Origin of the sequence: Actinosynnema sp. NPDC050436, assembly GCF_040655415.1 — a bacterium.
GTDB lineage: Bacteria > Actinomycetota > Actinomycetes > Mycobacteriales > Pseudonocardiaceae > Actinosynnema.
Genome location: NZ_JBFAJV010000003.1, coordinates 137520 through 155698 on the forward strand (window position 1 = coordinate 137520; position 18179 = coordinate 155698).

The 18179-nt window shown below is 74.2% G+C and carries 18 protein-coding genes and 3 tRNA genes; 11 read left to right on the forward strand and 10 right to left on the reverse strand.

Going from position 1 to position 18179, the window contains the following annotated elements:
* The first annotated feature begins 202 nt into the window (after positions 1-202).
* From AB0I60_RS08975 to AB0I60_RS08990, 4 genes are all read left to right on the forward strand, one after another.
* Positions 203-2494 carry an ABC transporter permease gene (locus tag AB0I60_RS08975; protein WP_360727063.1) on the forward strand — a complete coding sequence of 764 codons (2292 nt, stop codon included), beginning with the start codon at positions 203-205 and terminating at the stop codon, positions 2492-2494.
* A 153-nt stretch (positions 2495-2647) separates the two neighbouring features.
* Positions 2648-3196 carry a sigma-70 family RNA polymerase sigma factor gene (locus AB0I60_RS08980; RefSeq protein WP_360727064.1) on the forward strand — a complete coding sequence of 183 codons (549 nt, stop codon included), beginning with the start codon at positions 2648-2650 and terminating at the stop codon, positions 3194-3196.
* Positions 3193-3660: a hypothetical protein gene (locus AB0I60_RS08985; protein ID WP_360727065.1), complete on the forward strand. Its 468-nt coding sequence runs from the start codon at positions 3193-3195 to the stop codon at positions 3658-3660. Before AB0I60_RS08980 ends, AB0I60_RS08985 begins: the two co-directional genes overlap by 4 nt.
* On the forward strand, positions 3657-5783 hold the full coding sequence (locus AB0I60_RS08990) for a CHAT domain-containing protein (RefSeq protein ID WP_360727067.1): 2127 nt from the start codon (positions 3657-3659) through the stop codon (positions 5781-5783). The genes AB0I60_RS08985 and AB0I60_RS08990 overlap by 4 nt, the downstream gene beginning before the upstream one ends.
* Positions 5784-5830: 47 nt before the next feature.
* On the opposite strand, the gene AB0I60_RS08995 is transcribed toward AB0I60_RS08990, so the two are convergent.
* A complete protein-coding gene (locus AB0I60_RS08995; RefSeq protein ID WP_360727069.1) occupies positions 5831-6916 on the reverse strand; it encodes a S8 family serine peptidase in 1086 nt (361 codons plus the stop codon).
* Between the two features lie 238 nt (positions 6917-7154).
* Between AB0I60_RS08995 and AB0I60_RS09000 the strand changes: the two genes are divergently transcribed.
* Positions 7155-8018, forward strand: a complete 864-nt coding sequence (locus tag AB0I60_RS09000) for a hypothetical protein (protein WP_360727070.1) — start codon at positions 7155-7157, stop codon at positions 8016-8018.
* Between the two features lie 315 nt (positions 8019-8333).
* Here the strand turns inward: AB0I60_RS09000 and AB0I60_RS09005 are convergent, their stop codons facing one another.
* Positions 8334-9794 (reverse strand): PLP-dependent aminotransferase family protein, encoded by a 1461-nt coding sequence (locus AB0I60_RS09005; RefSeq protein WP_360727072.1) that lies wholly within the window; start codon positions 9792-9794, stop codon positions 8334-8336.
* A gap of 62 nt (positions 9795-9856) precedes the next feature.
* Between AB0I60_RS09005 and AB0I60_RS09010 the strand changes: the two genes are divergently transcribed.
* Positions 9857-10486: a hypothetical protein gene (locus AB0I60_RS09010; RefSeq protein WP_360727074.1), complete on the forward strand. Its 630-nt coding sequence runs from the start codon at positions 9857-9859 to the stop codon at positions 10484-10486.
* On the opposite strand, the gene AB0I60_RS09015 is transcribed toward AB0I60_RS09010, so the two are convergent.
* Positions 10455-10988, reverse strand: coding sequence for a Clp protease N-terminal domain-containing protein (locus AB0I60_RS09015; protein ID WP_360727076.1), 534 nt, complete (start codon positions 10986-10988; stop codon positions 10455-10457). The genes AB0I60_RS09010 and AB0I60_RS09015 overlap by 32 nt on opposite strands.
* Positions 10985-11197 carry a helix-turn-helix domain-containing protein gene (locus AB0I60_RS09020; protein ID WP_041315643.1) on the reverse strand — a complete coding sequence of 71 codons (213 nt, stop codon included), beginning with the start codon at positions 11195-11197 and terminating at the stop codon, positions 10985-10987. Before AB0I60_RS09020 ends, AB0I60_RS09015 begins: the two co-directional genes overlap by 4 nt.
* A 109-nt stretch (positions 11198-11306) precedes the next feature.
* Here AB0I60_RS09020 and AB0I60_RS09025 point away from each other — a divergent pair, with 109 nt between their 5' ends.
* The gene (locus tag AB0I60_RS09025) at positions 11307-12047 is read left to right on the forward strand and encodes a protein phosphatase 2C domain-containing protein (RefSeq protein ID WP_360727078.1); all 741 of its coding nucleotides are present in this window, start codon (positions 11307-11309) and stop codon (positions 12045-12047) included.
* Positions 12048-12094: 47 nt separating this feature from the next.
* On the opposite strand, the gene AB0I60_RS09030 is transcribed toward AB0I60_RS09025, so the two are convergent.
* From AB0I60_RS09030 to AB0I60_RS09045, 4 genes are all read right to left on the reverse strand, one after another.
* Positions 12095-12171: transfer RNA gene (locus tag AB0I60_RS09030), tRNA-Phe, on the reverse strand.
* Between the two features lie 35 nt (positions 12172-12206).
* A tRNA-Asp gene (locus tag AB0I60_RS09035) sits at positions 12207-12280 on the reverse strand.
* Between the two features lie 22 nt (positions 12281-12302).
* Positions 12303-12375: transfer RNA gene (locus AB0I60_RS09040), tRNA-Glu, on the reverse strand.
* 433 nt (positions 12376-12808) lie between these two features.
* Positions 12809-13051, reverse strand: a complete 243-nt coding sequence (locus AB0I60_RS09045) for a hypothetical protein (protein WP_360727080.1) — start codon at positions 13049-13051, stop codon at positions 12809-12811.
* A gap of 165 nt (positions 13052-13216) precedes the next feature.
* Here AB0I60_RS09045 and AB0I60_RS09050 point away from each other — a divergent pair, with 165 nt between their 5' ends.
* The 4 genes from AB0I60_RS09050 (at position 13217) to AB0I60_RS09065 (ending at position 16667) form a co-directional block, all read left to right on the forward strand.
* Positions 13217-13708 (forward strand): hypothetical protein, encoded by a 492-nt coding sequence (locus AB0I60_RS09050; protein ID WP_360727082.1) that lies wholly within the window; start codon positions 13217-13219, stop codon positions 13706-13708.
* 4 nt (positions 13709-13712) lie between these two features.
* Positions 13713-13961, forward strand: a complete 249-nt coding sequence (locus AB0I60_RS09055; RefSeq protein ID WP_360727084.1) for a heavy-metal-associated domain-containing protein — start codon at positions 13713-13715, stop codon at positions 13959-13961.
* On the forward strand, positions 13961-16159 hold the full coding sequence (locus AB0I60_RS09060; protein WP_360727086.1) for a heavy metal translocating P-type ATPase: 2199 nt from the start codon (positions 13961-13963) through the stop codon (positions 16157-16159). The genes AB0I60_RS09055 and AB0I60_RS09060 overlap by 1 nt, the downstream gene beginning before the upstream one ends.
* Positions 16160-16358: 199 nt before the next feature.
* A complete protein-coding gene (locus AB0I60_RS09065; protein ID WP_360727088.1) occupies positions 16359-16667 on the forward strand; it encodes a hypothetical protein in 309 nt (102 codons plus the stop codon).
* 169 nt (positions 16668-16836) lie between these two features.
* On the opposite strand, the gene AB0I60_RS09070 is transcribed toward AB0I60_RS09065, so the two are convergent.
* Entirely contained in the window at positions 16837-17040 is a 204-nt protein-coding gene (locus tag AB0I60_RS09070) for a cold-shock protein (protein ID WP_015105489.1), read from the reverse strand.
* Between the two features lie 220 nt (positions 17041-17260).
* Entirely contained in the window at positions 17261-18088 is an 828-nt protein-coding gene (locus tag AB0I60_RS09075; RefSeq protein WP_360727090.1) for a glutamate ABC transporter substrate-binding protein, read from the reverse strand.
* Positions 18089-18179: the final 91 nt, after the last annotated feature.

Sequence of the window (18179 nt, forward strand, 5' to 3'; positions counted from 1 at the left end):
GCCTGTCCACCCGGCAGGCGGCGGCGCACCCACCGACGCAACGACCGCCCGGCCTCCAGCCCCGGCCAACGCCGGCCGAAGCCCTTTCCCGCAGCCATTCCCGCCGGCGTAGCCACCTGACAGGCCCCTGAACCGTCTTAAGCTGCGTGAGCCCTGCGAATCGCACACCCCACTCCCGCCCCCGCACCCCGGACGCGCGCCGGTGAACAAGAGGTGGGCGGCAGACCTGGTCCTCGGGGTCCGGCTGGCTGTCGGGGGCAGCCGGACCTCGTGGGCCAGGCTGGCGCTGACCGCCACCGGCGTGGGCCTCGGCGTCGTGGTGCTGCTGCTGGCCGCGTCGATCGGCCCGGCCCGGGAAGCCAAGTCCGAACGGGTCCAAGCCGCCGCTCTCGACCAGCAGCGCTACACCGGCCCCCACCACACCGACACCGACCCGGGCGCTGCTCAGCGCGCCGACCCGGGCACCCCACAGCGGGCCGACCCGGCGGGCGCACCGCTGCGGGCCCGCGAGGTCGCCGTGTCCTGGCAGGGTCGCCGGATCCTGGGCGTGGAGGTCGCCGCCACCGGCACCGACCGGCCCACCCCGCCCGGCGTCGGCCGGCTGCCCGCCCCCGGCGAGGTCGTGGTGTCGCCGGAGCTGCTGCACCTCATCCAGACCGACGACTCGGTGCGCGCCCGCTTCCCGGAACGCGTCATCGGCGTGATCGCCGACGCGGGCCTGCCGCGACCCAAATCCCTGCTGTTCTACGCGGGCCTGCCCGACGCGCTCACCGCCGACGCCACGCCGACCGCCGGGTTCGGCGTCACCGGCACCGGGTCGACGCTGCTGCCCGCGTACCGGTTGCTGATGGTGTCCGCGATCGGCGCGCTGCTGGTGCCGCTCGGCATCTTCGTCCTGGTCGCCACCCGGCTCGGCGCGACCGGCCGGGGCCGCCGGCTGGCCGCGATCCGCCTGGTCGGCGCGAGCCGGGCGCAGGTCCGCTGGATCGCCAGCGGCGAGATCCTGACCGGCGCGGTGCTCGGCCTGTTCGTCGGGGTGGCGCTGTTCTTCGCGGCCCGGCCGCTGGCCCGGTTCGTGGAGGTGGAGGGCGTCGGGTTCTTCCCCACCGACCTGCTGCCCGATCCGCTGCTCGGCGCGCTGATCGGCCTGGGCGTGCCGGTGGTCGCGGTGCTCGCGGCGCTGGTCGCGCTGCGCACGGTCGACGTCGGGCCGCTCGGCCTGGTCCAGGCGCTCGCCACGGCCGCCGACGTGCCGACCCGCCGGGCGTGGTGGCGGTTCGCGCTGGTCGGCGCGGGCGCGGCGGTGCTGGTGGCGATCTCGGTGGCGGGCAGCTTCCGGGAAGCGGTGGCGGACGCGACCACCGCCGTCCTGCTCGGCTCGGGCATCGCCCTGGTGCTGGCCGGCACGGGCGCGGTCCTGCCGTGGCTGGTGGGCCGGGTCGCGGCCGGGATGCGGCCGGAGGGGGTCGCGCCGATGCTCGCGGCGCGCGGGCTGCGGGCGGACACGGGTGTGCCGCGCGTGCTGTCCGGGGTGGTCGTGGTGCTGGCCGGGTCGCTGGCGTTGCAGGTGCTGCTGGGCGTCGCGGCGCGGTTGACCGCCGAGTCGGCGCTGGACTCCGACGCCGACCGGTGGGTGCTGGACGTGTCCGCGCACACCCCGGTCCGCTCGCTGGAGGAGGCGATCGCGCTGATCGGCGGGGTGCGGCGGGTCAGCGAGGTGCGGGCGCACCAGCAGGCGTCACCGGTCTCGGCGCTCGTGGTCAGCACGGACTGCGCGGAACTGTCCGAGCGCCTCGGGGTCACTGACTGCGCGCCGGGCGCGGCGTACCGGACGGCCACCGGCCGCGACGTGCCCGCGCCCGGCACGCAGCTCACCATCGACGGGCGGCCGTGGGCGGTGCCGGCGGCGAAGGAGGTGCCGGGCTCGGCGAACGGCCTGTTCGTGGCGAGCGGGTCGGACCCCGCGCTCGCCTCCGCGCCGCCGTCCGAACTGGTCGTGGTCGGCGACCCGGACCAGGCGTTCGCCGACCGCCTGCTGGCCGCGACCGGCCGGGTGGACCGGGGTGTGGCGCTGACGTCGGAGTTCCGCGACATCCAGGTGGAGCTGTTCACGTCGCTGCGCGGCGGCGTGATCGGCGGCTCGGTCCTGCTCGTCCTGCTCGCCGTGGTGGGCCTGGCGGCAGCGGCGGTGGACCAGGTGTGGGAGCGCCGCCGGCACACGGCCGTGCTGACCGCGAACGGCGTGCCGCGCCGGGTGCTCGCGGCGGCGGCGGTGTGGCAGTCGGCGATCCCGACCGCGCTCGGCCTCGGCCTGGCCGTCCCGGTCGGCCTGGGCACGGCGTGGCTGGTGGTGCCCGTCGAGCGCTTCCACGTCGACTGGGCCGAACTCGCCACCACGGTCGCCATGGCGGCGTTCGTGGTGCTCGCCGTGTCGCTGTGCACGCTGCCCGCGCTGCGGCACGCGATCCGCCCCGAGGGCCTGCGCACCGAGTAGCCCCACCTCCGGCCTGCGGTCCGCAGTGGACACGACCACATCTCGACGTGTCGACAAAGCGCTGATAGACGCACCGGCCCCGGACGGCGTTCCGCGAACCACACCTTCGGGCGGTGCCGGGAGCCGGTGGCGTCGAGCGGCCCTCACAGCACCATGCAAGATCAACAGAACGCCGAGTTGCTGGCCCGCGCCCACCTCGGTGACCAGCACGCGTGGCAGGAGATCGTCGACCGGCACATCCGCCTGGTGTGGGCGGTGGCCCGCTCGCACCGGCTGAGCCCGGACGACGCGGCGGACGTCAACCAGACCGTGTGGCTGATCCTGGCCGAGAACCTGACCACGATCCGCCGCCCGGAGCGGCTGAGCTCGTGGCTGACCACCACGACCCGCCGCGAGTCGCTGGCCGTGCTGCGGCTGCGCGGCCGGGAGGAGCCGGTCGACCTGTGGGACTCGGCCGACGAGGAGCCCTCGCCGGAGGACCTGGCGGTCGCCGGCGAGACCGACTCCCTGCTGTGGCACGCCTACGGCACGCTCACCGACCGGTGCCGGCAGATCCTGCACCTGGTCGCGTTCTCGCCGGACATGCCGTTCACGCAGGTGGCGGAGGCCGTGGGCATCCCGGCCAACAGCCTCGGTCCGACCCGTGGCCGCTGCCTGGACGTGCTGCGCCGCCGCCTGGCGCGGATGGAGGTCGTCCGATGAACGACCGGACCCTGCTGGACGCCCTGGCCGACCTCCTGGACCGCGCCGACCCGCTGCCGCGCCTGCTCACCGCCCGCGCGAGCGCCGCCCTGGCCGAGCGCACCGGGGCGGCCCTCACCCGGCTGATCACCGACTCCGCCCACCTCGCCCCGGCCCACCCCACCGCCGCGCGCACCACCCCCGACCACCTCGCCGGCACCGGGATGCGCGGCGCGTCCCAGGTCCGCACCCTGCGCTTCACCGACCTCGACCTGCGCCTGGAGCCCACCGGCACCGGCCTGGACGTCACCGGCCTGGCCCGCACCGGCACCCACGCGGTGGCGATCTGGCCGGGCGGGGCGCGCACCACCCCCGTCGACCCGACCGGCTGGTTCCACGTCGAGCACGTGCCGGCCGGCCCGGTCCGCTTCGCGCTGCGCCACGAGGGCCGGCCCGACGTCACGACCCGGTGGTTCGTCGGATGACCGCCGCGCAGCACCACGAGCACGCCCTGGCCCTGGTCGAGCAGGGCCGCCTGCCCGCCGCCGGCCTGCTCACCGCCGAGGCCCTGGCGACCACCGACGACCCGAAGGTGCACCTGACCGCCGCGTGGATAGCGCTCGACCGGGGTGACGCGGCGACGTGCGGGCACCACCTGACCGCGACCGCGTTCACCGGCGTGGACCGCGCCCGCGCGCTGTGCCTGCACGGTCTGCTGCTGTGCCAGCAGTCCACGCCCCGGCACGCCGCCGCGCGACTCACCGAGGCGGTCCGCGCCCTGCGCCGCCTCGGCGACCACCGGTGGCTGGCCAACGCCCTGACCGGCCGGGGCATCGCGCGGGCGCACGCCCTGCTCACGTCCGGCGCGGACGCCGACTTCGCCGCCGCGCACACCCTGCTGACCGGGCTGGACGAGCCGGTGCGGGCCGCGATGTGCCTGCACAACAGGGGTTTCGCCGCGATGGTGGCGGGTCGCACCGCCACCGCGCTGCACCACTACGAGCGGGCCTCGCGCGAGGGCCTGCGCGCGTCGACCCGCCCGGAAGCCCTGGTCGACCGGGCCCAGGCGCTCCTGGACACCGGCCTGTTCCGGGAGGCCCGGGACGTCCTGATCCCCGCCGTCGCGTTGCTGACCAGGTGCGACCGGGGCTCCCGGCTGCCCGAGGCGCTGCTCCTGGCGGCCCGGTGCGCGTTGCGGGACAACGACTCCCGGGCCGCCCGCGCGTTCGCGGACGAGGCGGAGGCCCTGTTCGCCGCCCAGCGCCGCGCCAGGTGGGTGCCCGCCGCCCAGGCGGTGGCGCTGCGCGCCGGGCGTCCGGGCACCCCCGCCGGGACCGCGCGGACGTGCGCCGAGCAGGGCCACCACGACGAGGCCGCCGAACTCCACCTCACCGCCGCGCCGCACCGGATACCGCGCGACCGGGGCACGCCGAGGTCGCGCGCGATCGGCTGGCTGGCCCACGCCCGCGCGGCCACCACCAGGCGGGCGGCAGCGGCGGCGTGCGAGGCGGGCCTCCGCCTGCACGCCCCCGACTCGTGGCCCGGCACCGCGCTCGCCGACACCGCCCTGCACCACGCCCTGACCAGCGGCGACGCCCGCGCGGTCGTCCGCTGGTCCGAGCGCACCCGCACCTGCGCACCCGCGCCGGCGCCGCAGACCGCTCGGCCCCTGGACCTGCTGCGAACGGCCAGGACCCGCGACGACCACGTCCGGATCGTCGTGCTGGAGAGGGAGATCCGCCGCCTGTCACTGGCTGCGGGCACCACCCGCACCCCGACCGCGCACCTGGACGACGTCGTGGATGCGCTGGGGGAGCGCGCCCTGCTCGACTTCGTCCACCACCGGGGCCGGCTCGTCGCGGTCTCCGCGACCGCCGGTCGCTTCCGCCTGCACGACCTGGGCGACGCGCGGACCGCGCTGAGGCACGCGAAGACGTTGGAGCTGAAGGAGAACCGCGCCGCCCTGGACCACCTGGGCACCCTGCTGGCACCGGCCGGCGACCGGCCGCTGGTGATCGTGCCAAGCCCCGAGCTGGCCCGGATCCCGTGGGCCGCGCTGCCGGCCGCACGCGGCCGGCCGATCTCGGTGGCCCCATCGGCGACCGGGTGGCTCGCCGCCTCCCGGAAACCGCTCGCCGTCGACCGCCGCACGTGGGTATTGGGCCCCCACCTCCGCGACGCGGAACGGGAAATCGACGCACTACAGCGAAAACACCGGGGAAAACTCGTGAGAACCACCACCGGAACGCTGCCGGAAATGAGCCGATCAGACGTCGTGCACATCGCCGCGCACGGAATCCGCCGCACGGATCTGCCGTTGTTCTCCCACCTGCACCTGACCGATGGCCCCCTGCACGGCTACGACTTCGACCACCTCACCGGCACGCCTTCGGTCGTCGTCCTGTCGGCGTGCGATTCCGGGCTGGCGACGACGCTGGTGCGGCGCGGCGTCCGGGCGGTGATCGCCAGCGTGCGGGCCGTGCCCGACGACCGGGTGGTCGCCCTGATGCTCGACCTGCACGCCGGCCTCAGCACCCCGGCGCAAACGCTTGCCCGGGTCCAGCACGACCACGGTGACCTGGGCTTCGTCTGCTACGGCGCAGGCTGACACCCGCACCGGCCGTTGCCCGCACCTCCCCGCGTCCCCACCGCCCCTCACCCCGCCCCGACCACGAACTCCTCCCCGGCTCCCCGCTCCTGTCCCACCTGCCGCACGGCGTCGGCCGGCGACGCGCCCCCGTGCAGGAGCCGGGCAACTCCGGCCGCCGCGTGGGGAGCCGCGAACGACGTCCCGCTCCACCGCGCGAAGCCGTACTCCCGCCGGACACCGCCGTCCCCACCGGCTCCCAACCGGACGAAGCTGCTGGCCACGCCCACTCCCGGCGCGATGACGTCGACCCACTCCCCGTGGTTGGAGAACTCCGCGTCCGCGCCGACCGCCACCACCTCCGGCAGCGCCGCCGGCCACACCGGGCGGGACGTCCCGCCGTTGCCCGCCGCCGCCACGACCACCCCGCCGGGCTGCCGGACCTCGTGCCGCAGCACGGGCGGGCAGCGGTCGTCGGCCGTGTGGCAGCCGGCCGTGAGCAGCACGACGTCCGCCCCGCGCACCGCGCGCAGGCCACGCGCGACCGTCAGGTCGTCGGTCAGCCCGAGCGACGACAGCACCCGCCGGGGTCGCAGCCGGACGCCCGGCGCGTGTTGCAAGAGGACTCCCGCGACGAACGTGCCGTGCCCGGCCTGCCGGTCCTGGCCCGGCCGCCCGTCCGCGTCCAGCACCTCGGGGACCGCGCGGAACCAGCTCCGCCCCGCGAACCACGGGTGCGGGTCCAGCCCGGTGTCGAGCACGGCGACCGTGACGTCCCACGCCTCGTCGGCGGGGGTGGGCGGCGCGTCGGCCGGCTCCGGCAGGGGGCGCGCGGTGCCGATCATGATCGGGCTGCCGACGTGGACGTGGTTGGGCGCGACGTCGAGGCCGCAGTCCGCCGCGATCCGCACCGGCTGCTCACCCGGCCGCAGCCGGATGCGGGCGAAGGCCGGTTCCTCCGTTCCGTCCACGCGGTCCACCCACCGGCGCAACCGGTCGACCGCCGCCGGAACGGCATCCGAACGCACCAGCAGTTCACCTGAACGGAGCAGGCACTCCTCCGGTCCCCCGGGGTCGTGCACGGTCAGGTCGGGCTGTTCGGCCCGCCAGGACTCGGCGAGTTCCGCCAGCGAGACGACGTCGTGAATGTCCACAGAGGACAGCGTGCCCGCTGTCCACACCGGACGCGCGTTGTGGTCACCCGATGCGCTGAACACGACGGACGGTGTTCACGGACGGGTGCCACTACCCGGACAGCCGCACGACGCCGCCCTTACGGGTGGGTTCCGTGCCAGAACGTTCGAAATCACGGTGACCAGTGCTAGACATGGCAGAACGTCGACCTCGAACGGTCCGTCCCGTTCGCCGTACCCGGAACGGTGGTGATCCCCAGTGGCAGTCCCCGACGCGGTGCGCCGCACCGGATCACTGCTGCTCCGGGCGCTGACCGTGGGCGGGTTGGCGACGACGGCCTGGCTGCTCGGCACGGGTGCCGCGGCGGCGGAGGGCCAAGACCACCCGGACGAGGCGTCGATGATGCCCGACGTGGTGAACATGGCGTTCGACCAGCAGCGCACCGCGACCGAGGAACTGCTGACCGCGCTCCTCGCCGACCACCCGGTGCCGACCGCACCCGCGACCCTGTCCTTCGCGTCGGTCGACCTGGTGTCCCCGGTGGACGCCGACCAGGCCGTCGAGCCGGTGCTCGTCACGGCCGCGCCCGAGGACGAGGGGCCGACGAGCTTCAGCGGTGGCACCGAGAGCAGGACCGGCACCCGGACCGGCGCGGTGACCAACACCATCCCGGCGCCGCTGTACGAGGCGAAGCTCGCCGCGAAGGCCGCCGCGCACCCGGCCGCGCACCAGACCCCGGAGCCGTCGCCGGCACCGGAGCAGGTGCCCGCCGACGTCCCGCCGGCCCCGGAGCACCCCCCGGTGGCCGCGCCACCGCACCCGGCCGCACCGCCGACCCAGGCGACCCCGGTCGAGGAGCCACCCGCAGCACCACTGGTCACCTGGGAGAACCCGGAACCGGCACCCCCCGCCCCGGCGCCCACCCAGGCCCCGGCACCCACCGCGCCGACCACGGCGTCGTCCACCGGCCACGACAGCTCGAACGGCCACCGCGGCGGCGTGATCGCGTCCGCGACCAGCCAGTCCGGGCTGATCCCGCCGGCCGTGTGGTCCGTGGAGCAGCGCGAGGACGGCCGGTCCCCCGGCAGCGTCCCGGGGCTGCCCAGCACGTCACCCGACTGAGCAAGACGGGACAGTCCTGCCCGGAAGCGGCGGACACCCCCTCCTCAGCCCTCCCCACCCCCTTCGGGACGCCGCGCGTCCCACCCCGCGATCTTCCCGTTCCTGCCGACCGCGCCCCGACAGGAACGGGCACGATCCCGCCGCCCACACTGCCCCTGTGACAGGCGGGATCCCACGGGAACCTGCGGCCGGGGACGCCCTCCCTGGAGCGTCCCCGCCGCAGGTCCACGGACCCCCATCGGCCTCCGGCCCACCGAGGGGCTGAGCCGGAGCCCGATGGGGTGACACCAGCAGAACCGGCCCGGGTGCGGGAACTCAGGCCACGGGCACGGTGGCGTCGGCCTCTCCGGTCAGGGTGGTGCCGTTGACCGAGGCCGCCACCAGCCCCAGCCGGCGGACGGCTTCGCGGAGCACCTCGGACGGCAGCACGTACGGCAGGCGCAGCCAGCGCTCGAAGCCCCCGTGCGCACCGAAGCGGGCTCCCGGGGCCAGCCGGATGCCGTGGTTCTGGGCCACCACCGCCACCCGCGTGCTGATCGGCGCGTCCAGCTCGCACCACACGCTCAACCCGCCCCCGGGCCGGCGGAAGGTCCACTGGGGGCAGTGCTCGCGCAGGCCGGCCATCAGCACGTCGCGCTGCGCCGCCAGCAGGGCGCGCCTCCCGGCCAGGGCGGCGTTCGGGTCGGCCATCAGGTCCGCCAGCACCATCTGCTCGACCACGGCCGACCCCAGGTCGAGCGCGGTCCGGGTGGACACCAGCCGGTGCACCACCTCGGGCGTGGCGCGGATCCAGCCGATCCGCAGCCCTCCCCAGTACGCCTTGGACGCCGACCCCAGCGTGATCACCAGGTCCTCGGCGAAGGACGCCATCGGGGGCGGGCCGTCCAGCGGGTCGCCGTCGAGGTCCAGTTCGAGCACCGTCTCGTCCACGACGAGCGGGGTGCGGGCGCGGCGGGCGATGGCGGCCAGCTCCGCCCGGCCCCCGGCGTCGAGCCGGTGCGCGGTGGGGTTGTGGAAGTCGAGCACCAGGTACGCCATGCGCGGCGCGGCCTGGCGGAACGCGGCGGCGATGCCGGGCAGGTCCCACCCGGTGGGCGTCATGGCGACGGGGACCGGGATGGCGGACACGGCCTTGATCGCGTCCAGCGCGTTCGGGTAGCTGGGTTGCTCGACCAGCACGCGGTCGCCCGGTCCGGTGAGCAGGCGCAGGGCGAGCGCGAGGGCGTGCTGCGCCCCGCTGGTGATCACGATCTGGTCGGGTGAGGTCGGCAGCCCGCGCGCCTCGAACCGCTCGGCGATGCGTCGGCGCAGGTCGGGCAAGCCGTGCTCGTAGTACCCGTGGTCCATCAGGTGTTCGGGCAGCCGGAGCCGGACGGAGTCGAACGCGGCGAGCAGGCCGGGGATGGCGGGCGGCGCGGCACGGGCGAAGTCGACCATGCTCTGCCCGACGAGCGGGGTGTCCGGGACGATGCCGAGCGATCCGGTGGGCAGGCTGATCCACGACCCGGCACCGCGCCTGCTGGCGACCAGCCCCTCCGACCGGAGCTGGTCCAGCGCGGCGGTGATCATGGTTCGGCTGACGGGCAGCGCGTCGGCCATCTCGCGCTCGGCGGGCAGGCGGGTGCCGGCGGGCAGCCGGCCGTCCAGGACGAGCATCCGGATCGCCGCCGCGAGGTCGGCGGACCCCTGGCGGGCCCCTCGGCGTCGCCACTCGCCGAGGAGCCCGGCGAGGCGGAATCCGGATATACGTCCACCTGGTGGGACGTCGTGGTTCATAAAGCCAATTATTGAACTTTGGCTCTGGAAAACAAAGCCAATCGGGGCGGACGATGGGCCACATGCTCGCAGCCCTCACCCAGGTCCCCGTGTCCGTCTCGCCCGTTCGCCGCCTCCCCCAGCTCGTCGCGGGCCTCTGGCTCTACGGCACGAGCATGGCGCTCCAGATCCGCGCGACGCTGGGCCTCGACCCGTGGGACGTGCTGCACGAGGGCCTGACCAAGCGCACCGGCCTGAGCTTCGGCACCATCACCGTGCTGGTCGGCGCGCTGGTCCTGCTGTGCTGGATACCCCTGCGCCAGAGACCGGGGGTGGGCACGGTGGCCAACGTCTTCCTGATCGGCGTGGCCGTGGACGTGACGCTCGCGCTCCTGCCCACCCCGTCGGACCTGGTGGTGCGCATCGTGTTCCTGGTGGCGGGGATCGTGCTCAACGGCCTGGCGGCGGCCGTCTACATCGGAGCGCGGCTCGGCCCCGGCCCGCGCGACGGCCTGACCACCGGTTTCTGCGCCCGCACCGGCACGTCGCTGCGCCTGGTGCGCACCGTCGTGGAGCTGGCGGTGCTGGCGGGCGGGTGGCTGCTGGGCGGCACGATCGGGGTCGGCACGGTCCTCTACGCGCTGGCCATCGGCCCGCTGACCCAGGCGTTCCTGCCCCTGGTCACCTGGGTCGGTGCGCGACCCGCTGCCTGACGTCCGCGTACCGCACGCCCCGGGCCTCCAGCACCTCGGCCGCGAGCCCCTTCCCGGACAGCAGCGCCAGCACGAGGTGCTCCTCGCCGAGGCTGCCGTGGCCGAGGTCGCGGGCTTCGGCGAGGCCGCGCACCAGCGTCCGCTTGGCCGCCGGGGTGAACGGCAGGTGCCCGCCGAACGGCCACCGCCTGCGCTTCGCGGACCCGGCCAGCGCGCCCTCGCCGAACGACCGCTCGACGGAGGCGACGATCTCGTCCACGTCGATCCCGAGGCCGCGCAACGCCTCCGCGTCGGCGGAGCTGAGCCCGCCCTTGCGCCGGGCGTCGCGGAGCGCGGCCTCGACCTCGTCGCGGGCCACGTCGAAGGACGCGAGCACGGGCGTGCCGAGCAGGGCGAGCAGCAGGTGCTCGGGCCCGATCTCGCCGGCGGACGCGACCTGCGCCTCCTTGACCGCGTCCTGCACGGCCTGCCGGGCTCCCCTGGTGAACCGTTCGCCGATCATCGACTGCCCCCGTGCTTCTTGTGGACGGCCTGCCGGCTGACGCCGAGCTCCGCCGCGATCTCCTGCCAGGACCACCCCCGGACGCGGGCGTTGCGCACCTGGACCGCTTCGAGCTGTTCGAGCAGCCGGCGCAGGGCGCTGACCGCCCGCAGCCCGACCCTCGGGTCCTGGTCGCCCGCCGCTGAAGCGAGTTCCGTCGCTTCCGTCATGCCGTCGCCTCCCTCACGTCGTCGCGCGCACCCCGTCGGGTTCCTTGTCGTCAACTCTGGTTGACACGCCCGAAGTTGTCAACCCCGGTTGACGCTAGGCTCGAAGTCGATGCCCGAGATCACCACCGCCGAGCGCGCCGGGGTCGGCCCGGACGGCAGGCCCAGGCCCACCGAGGACCGGATCGTCGTGCTGGACAACGCGGTCGTCCTGCTGGACGGCGCGACCTCGCCGACCCCGCGCGAGCGGGACGGCGGCTGGCACTCGGCGCACCTCGCCGCCCAGCTCCGCTCCCTCGACCCGGACGCCGACCTGGCCGACCAGCTCGCCGACGCCATCGCCCGGCTCGCCGCCGAGCACGGCCTGACACCGGGCGACTCGCCGTCGTCCACGGTGGCGGTGGTGCGGTGGACCGACGACGTGGTCGACGCGCTCGTGCTCGCGGACAGCCCGGTGGTCGTGTTCGGGCGGACCACCGAGGTGGTGTCCGACGACCGGCTCCGCGACCTGCGCGGGAAGGTCGCCGAGGTGACGGCCTGGCGCAACCGGGAGGGCGGGTTCTGGGTGGCCGAGGCGGACCCGGCCGCCGCGCACCGGGCGGTGCGCCGGTCGTGGCCGCGCGACGAGGTGCACACCGTGCTGATGGCGACCGACGGCGTCTCGTGCGGCGTGGACGACTACGGCCTCTTCGCGGATTGGCGCTCGGTGTTGGAGATCACGTCCGCCAAAGGACCGGAGGCCGTGCTGGACGCGATCCGGGAAGCCGAGGCGAATGACCCGGAACGGGTTCGGTGGCACCGGCCGAAAGTGCACGACGACCAGGCGTTCGCGGTGCTGCGATTCACGCCGTGAAATGCGGAAAAGCCGCACGAGTTTCCTCGTGCGGCTTTTCCGGGAGCTGGTGGCCAGGGGCGGGGTCGAACCGCCGACCTACCGCTTTTCAGGCGGTCGCTCGTACCAACTGAGCTACCTGGCCAGGTAGCGGCCCGGCCGTGGAGCCGAACAGCCTTGCGACCCAGACGGGACTCGAACCCGCGACCTTCGCCGTGACAGGGCGACGCGCTAACCAACTGCGCCACTGGGCCTTGCTTTTCCTACTGTACTACGTGCCCCCAACGGGATTCGAACCCGCGCTACCGCCTTGAAAGGGCGGGGTCCTAGGCCGCTAGACGATGGGGACCCGGTTCCTCCAGCAGCCTCTCGGGCCACTTTCTTCCCAGGCCCTCCACGCTGTCCGGTGGAAGCATCGTAAGCATAGGGCACGAGTGCCACCTACTCCAAAACGGGGGGTGGCCGACGTAGTTGACCTGCGATTCCTCCCCCGGCGAGACCTATCGGAGCCCCTCCGGGCCGGCCACGGCGACCCGGAGCGCCGCCCCTCGCCGGCGTGGATCACGACGTCCGACGAGGAACCGACCGCCCTGCCACGGCGGTGCGAGGTCGCCGCCGTGGTCGACGCGCGCCACAGCCGACCGCCGTCGCGGCCGTCCCCGCAGATCCGGCCGTGATCGGCGATTGCCCCGGGCGGAGACCGCTCGGTATGTTCCGGAGCGGCCCACCCGAGACGCGCCTCCGGGGGGTGCGCGTCTCGGAGGGGCCGCTCACCTGGCGCTCTACCGTTGAACGGGTGGTGTGCCCCCGTCCTCACCCGGTGACAGCCCGAGCATGTCGAGCAGCAACCGGCAGTCCTCGGCGCTGGTCGCACCACGGGCCACGGACAGCCGCGCGCGGTGGACCTGCTCGTCCGAGACCCGCGACGGTTCACCGGTCCTCTGCACGGGCACCCCACCGCCCGGCCTGGACATGATGTCGTCCTGGTTCCACAGGAACTGACGTACTTCTAGGGACCCGCTCATGACGCCTCCCCGACTTGAGGTTGGCGCGAGGCTAAGCGAGCCCGTCGAACCGCCGCAGCCCCCCGCAGAGTGATTCCAAGGCAACGCTGCGTCACTTTCCGTGTAGAGCACCTGGTGTCAAGCAGCCCGTGATGTGCTTGGCGCGAACAACGAGAGGGTGGACCCATGACCGACCCGGACCCCCGTCCGCAGCCCGCCGAGTCCTCGCAGGCCACCGGCTCCCCGGCCGTCGACGACGTCGCCACCGCGCCCCGCACGGAGCCCGACGCGGCACCCGCACCCGGCCCCGCGACCGACGCCGCGCCTGCACCCGACTCCGCGCCCGAGATCGGCACCGAGCCTGCGACCGACGTGGCACCCGGCTCCGGGCCGCACCCCGAAGCCCGGCCCGAAGCAGTGGCCGAAGCTCGTCCCGAACCCGTCGGCGGACCGCACGAGGCCGCCGGGGACGCGCCCCGGCCGGCACCCCCGGTCGATCCGCAACTGCTGTTCGGCGGCCTGTCACTGGCCTCGATCGAGGCGGACATCGACGCGATGATGAGCGACAAGATGACCGAGCTGGACGGCATGTTGGCGGGCCTGGAAGAGCTGGTCGTGCGACTGGAGGGCGAGATCACGTCGCTGGAGGCCCCGCCGGACGATAGCCCTACCCCCTAGGGGTATGCTCGGGGTGAGCCGCCCCGAGAGGAACGAGGGACCCGTGTCCGTCACCACCACCTACACCGTCAACGGCATGACCTGCGGTCATTGCGCCAGTTCCGTCACCGAGGAGCTCTCCGGCGTGGACGGCGTGACCGGCGTGGACGTGCAGCTCGCCACCGGCGCGGTCACCGTGACCAGCTCCCGCGAGCTGACCCGGGACGAGGTGAGCGCCGCCGTGTCCGAGGCGGGCTACGAGCTGGTCGGCTGATGCCCCCGGAGACCGCGCAGCGCGTCGAGCTGGCGATCACCGGCATGACGTGCGCGTCGTGCGCGAACCGGGTCGAGCGCAAGCTCAACAAGCTCGACGGCGTCACCGCCTCGGTCAACTACGCGACCGGGACGGCGAGCGTCGAGCACCCGGCGGGCACGGCGGTCGCGGACCTGGTCTCGGCGGTGGAAGCGGCCGGCTACGGGGCCGACCCGGGCCGGCGCGAGGAGGACGACCCGGCGGGCGAGCTGGGCCGGCGGGTCGCGGTCGCGGCGGGCCTGGGCGTGCCGGTCATCGTGCTCAGCATGGTCCCGGCGTGGCAGTTCCCCGGCTGGCAGTGGTTCGCACTCGCGCTGGCGTCCACTGTGGTGTGGGTGTGCGGCTGGCCGTTCCACCGGGCCGCCGCCGTGAACGCCCGGCACGGCGCGAGCACGATGGACACCCTGGTGTCGATGGGCGTGGTCGTCGCCTACCTCTGGTCGCTCTACGCGTTGGTGTTCGGCGAGGCCGGCGCGCTGGGGATGCGGCACGGGTTCAGCCTGGTGCCGCGCCCGTCCACGACCGGGGACATCTACCTGGAGGTCGCCGTCGGCGTGACGGTGTTCCTGCTGCTCGGACGCTGGTTGGAGGCCCGGTCGAAGCGCCGGGCGGGTGCCGCGCTGCGGGCGATGCTGGAACTGGGCGCCAAGGACGTCGCGGTGGTCGAGGACGGCGTGGAGACGCGCGTGCCGGTCGGCGAGCTGCGGGTCGGCCGGCGATTCGTCATACGACCGGGTGAGCGGATCGCCACGGACGGCGTAGTGGTCGAGGGGTCGTCGGCGGTGGACCGGTCGGTGGTGACCGGCGAGTCGGTGCCGGAGGAGGTCGGTCCGGGCGACGAGGTGGTCGGCGGCGCGGTCAACGCGGGCGGCCGGCTGGTGGTCGAGGCGACCCGGGTCGGCCGGGACACCCAGCTGGCCCGGATGGCGCGGCTGGTGGAGCGCGCCCAGTCCGGCAAGGCGGAGGTGCAGCGCCTGGCGGACCGGATCTCGGCGGTGTTCGTGCCGGTGGTGCTGGGCGTCGCCGTGCTCACGCTCGCCGGGTGGCTGCTGGCCGGGCGCCCGCTGGAGTTCGCGGTGACGGCGGCGGTGGCGGTGCTGGTGATCGCGTGCCCGTGCGCGCTGGGCCTGGCGACGCCGACCGCGCTGCTGGTCGGGACCGGTCGGGGCGCGCAGCTCGGCATCCTGGTGAAGGGCCCGGAGGTGCTGGAGTCGACGCGCCGGGTGGACACCGTCGTGCTGGACAAGACGGGCACGGTCACCACGGGCCGGCTGGACCTGGTGGACGTGCTGCCGGCAGAGGGCGTGTCCCGCGAGGAGCTGCTGACCGTGGCCGGTGCGGTGGAGCTGGGGTCGGAGCACCCGATCGCGGCGGCCGTGGTGCGCGGGGCGCGCGAGGTGGTGCCGGTGCTGCCCGGGGTGGCGGGGTTCGCCAACCGGGAGGGCCTGGGCGTCACCGCGACGCTCGACGACGGCCGCCGGGCGACGGTCGGGCGGTTGAGCCTGGTCGCGCTGCCCGAGGGGCTGCGGGAGCTGTCCGAGCAGGAGCAGCGCAAGGGCCGCACGGTGGTGGCGGTGGCCGTGGACGACCGGCCGCTGGGCCTGCTGTCGGTGACCGACGCGGTGAAGCCGACCAGCGCGGAGGCGGTCCGGGGGCTGCGCGCGCTGGGCCTGCGCCCGCTGCTGCTGACCGGTGACCACCGGGTGGTGGCCGAGGCGGTGGCGGCCGAGGTCGGCATCGACGAGGTCGTCGCCGGTGTGCTGCCGGCGGAGAAGGTGGACGTGGTGCGCCGGCTCCAGGCCGAGGGCCGGGTGGTGGCGGTGGTGGGCGACGGCGTGAACGACGCGCCCGCGCTGGCGACCGCCGACCTGGGGCTGGCCGTGGGCACCGGCGCGGACGTGGCGATCGAGGCGGGCGACCTGACCCTGGTGAGCGGTGACCTGAGGGTGGCGGTGGACGCCATCCGGTTGTCGCGGCGGACGCTGCGTACCATCAAGGGAAATCTTTTCTGGGCGTTCGCCTACAACGTTATGGGTTTGCCGTTGGCGGCTGCCGGATTGCTGAACCCCATGCTCGCGGGGGCGGCGATGGCCTTCTCCAGTGTCTTCGTGGTGACCAACAGCCTGCGGCTGCGCGGGTTCCAACCGTCGAACAGCTGAAGATTTCGCGCCAACCCACTCCCCAGGCCCACGTGCACGTGCAACAATCCGAATTGCTGACACACCCCCGGTCAGCGCCTGTGGAGATCCCCTCCGGCCCCCGCGTTCCTCCCCCTGGCGCGGGGGCCTCTCCATGCACACAACTGTGACCCAGGCCACAGTTTGACGCGTTCCGCAACGCAACCGTTATCGTGGCGCGGTGCCTCTTGGATCGCTAGGTCGCAACAAGTCCGGCCGCCACCGCCCGTCCGGCAAGGAGCAGGAAGACGTCCTGCCCGACGAGGAGCTCACCTCGTACCTGGCGGCGCTCGCGCCGGAGACGGTGGACGCCGAGACCACGGCCGGCAACAGCTTCGGCAACGCGCAGGTCTACCAGCTCCGCCTCCAGCTCATGGCCAACGAACAGCTCAAGGAGCTGGCCGCCGATCGGCAGACGTCGCCGCAGGCGCTCGCCACGGAGTGGGTCATGCAGCGCTTGGAGTGGGAAGCCCGCCAGCGCGGCTTCTAGCCCGACCGCTCCCGGGCACCACCGCCCGGGTCCCACCGCTGCCCGCTCCGGGCCACCGGCCGTGCCGCGAGGCCGGGCAGTCGCCGGCGGACACCGCCGGTACCGCTGGACTCCACGCGGAGGGCCCCCGACCACGGATGGTCGGGGGCCCTCCGTCGTGCAGCGGAGATCAGACCTTGCGCACGTTCTGGGCCTGCGGACCCTTGGTGCCCTGGCCGATCTCGAACTCGACCCGCTGGTTCTCCTCCAGGGTGCGGAAGCCCTGACCCTGGATCTCCGAGTAGTGGACGAACACGTCCGGCCCGCCGTTCTCCTGGGCGATGAAGCCGAAGCCCTTCTCGGAGTTGAACCACTTGACAGTGCCCAGTGCCATGTACCTGCCTCCATCGCAGGAAAGCTTGGGGCTACACCGTGCAACCCCGGCCGTCCCGCCGGCGTTTCCCCCGCCGCCTGGCGACGGGGAACGCACGCCCGCGTGTCGTTCCGCGAGCGTGAGACACGAACACAGAAACCACGGCCTGCGCAGGCGAGCGTATCGGTTGACCACGCCCAGCACTACCACTGGACCACAGCGGGATGAACAACAGGGGGTGCTACTTCTCGGTCACCTGCGGCGGGTCCGGCAGGTCGACGCCCGACCGGCCGATGTTGCGCTCCAGCGCCCGCCGCCACTCGCCCGAGGAGACCATCTTCTCGATCGCCGCGCTCACGGCGGAGCGGCCCTCGGCGTCGGACTTCGCCAGCCCCACGCCGTACTGCTCGGTGGTGAACGGCTTGCCGACCAGCTTGAGCAGCTCGGGGTTCTCCGCCGCGTAGCCCGCCAGGATGGCCTGGTCGGTGGTGACCGCGTCGACCTTGCCCGCGAGCAGGCCGGTCACGCAGTCCGAGTACTGGCCGTACTCCACGAGCTGCACCCCCTGCGCGAACTCCGCCTTGACCTTCTGCGCGGAGGTGGAAGCCTGCACCGAGCAGAGCTTCTTGCCGTTCAACGACTCCGGCCCGGCGATGGCGTCGTCGGTGTAGCGCACCAAGAGCCCCTGCCCGGTCTCGAAGTACGGGCCGGCGAACGCGACCTGCTCCTTGCGCTTGTCGGTGATCGAGTAGGTGGCGACGACGAAGTCGACCCGGCCCTCGGCGATCAGCCTCTCCCGGTCGGCGGACCTCGCCGCCTTCCAGGTGATGCCGGACTCGGGCACCCCGAACTGCTCGGCCACGTACTTGGCCACGTCGACGTCGAAGCCGACGTACTTGCCGTCGATCCTGCGCTGCGCCATCCCGGGCTGGTCGAACCGGATGCCGATGGTGAGGCTGCCGTCCTCGGCCTTGCCCCTGATGGTGTCGTCGGGTGCGCCACCGCACGCGGCGGTGAGGGCCAGGGCGGCCACCGCCGCGATCGCGGGCAGCAGTCGTCGGAACAGCATGGCTGCGAACCTCTCGGTGCTTCGGGGACGCGGTGCGGATCGCGCACCGGACGCTGCTCATGCTAGGCACCGCCGCCCGCTCGCCCGGTGC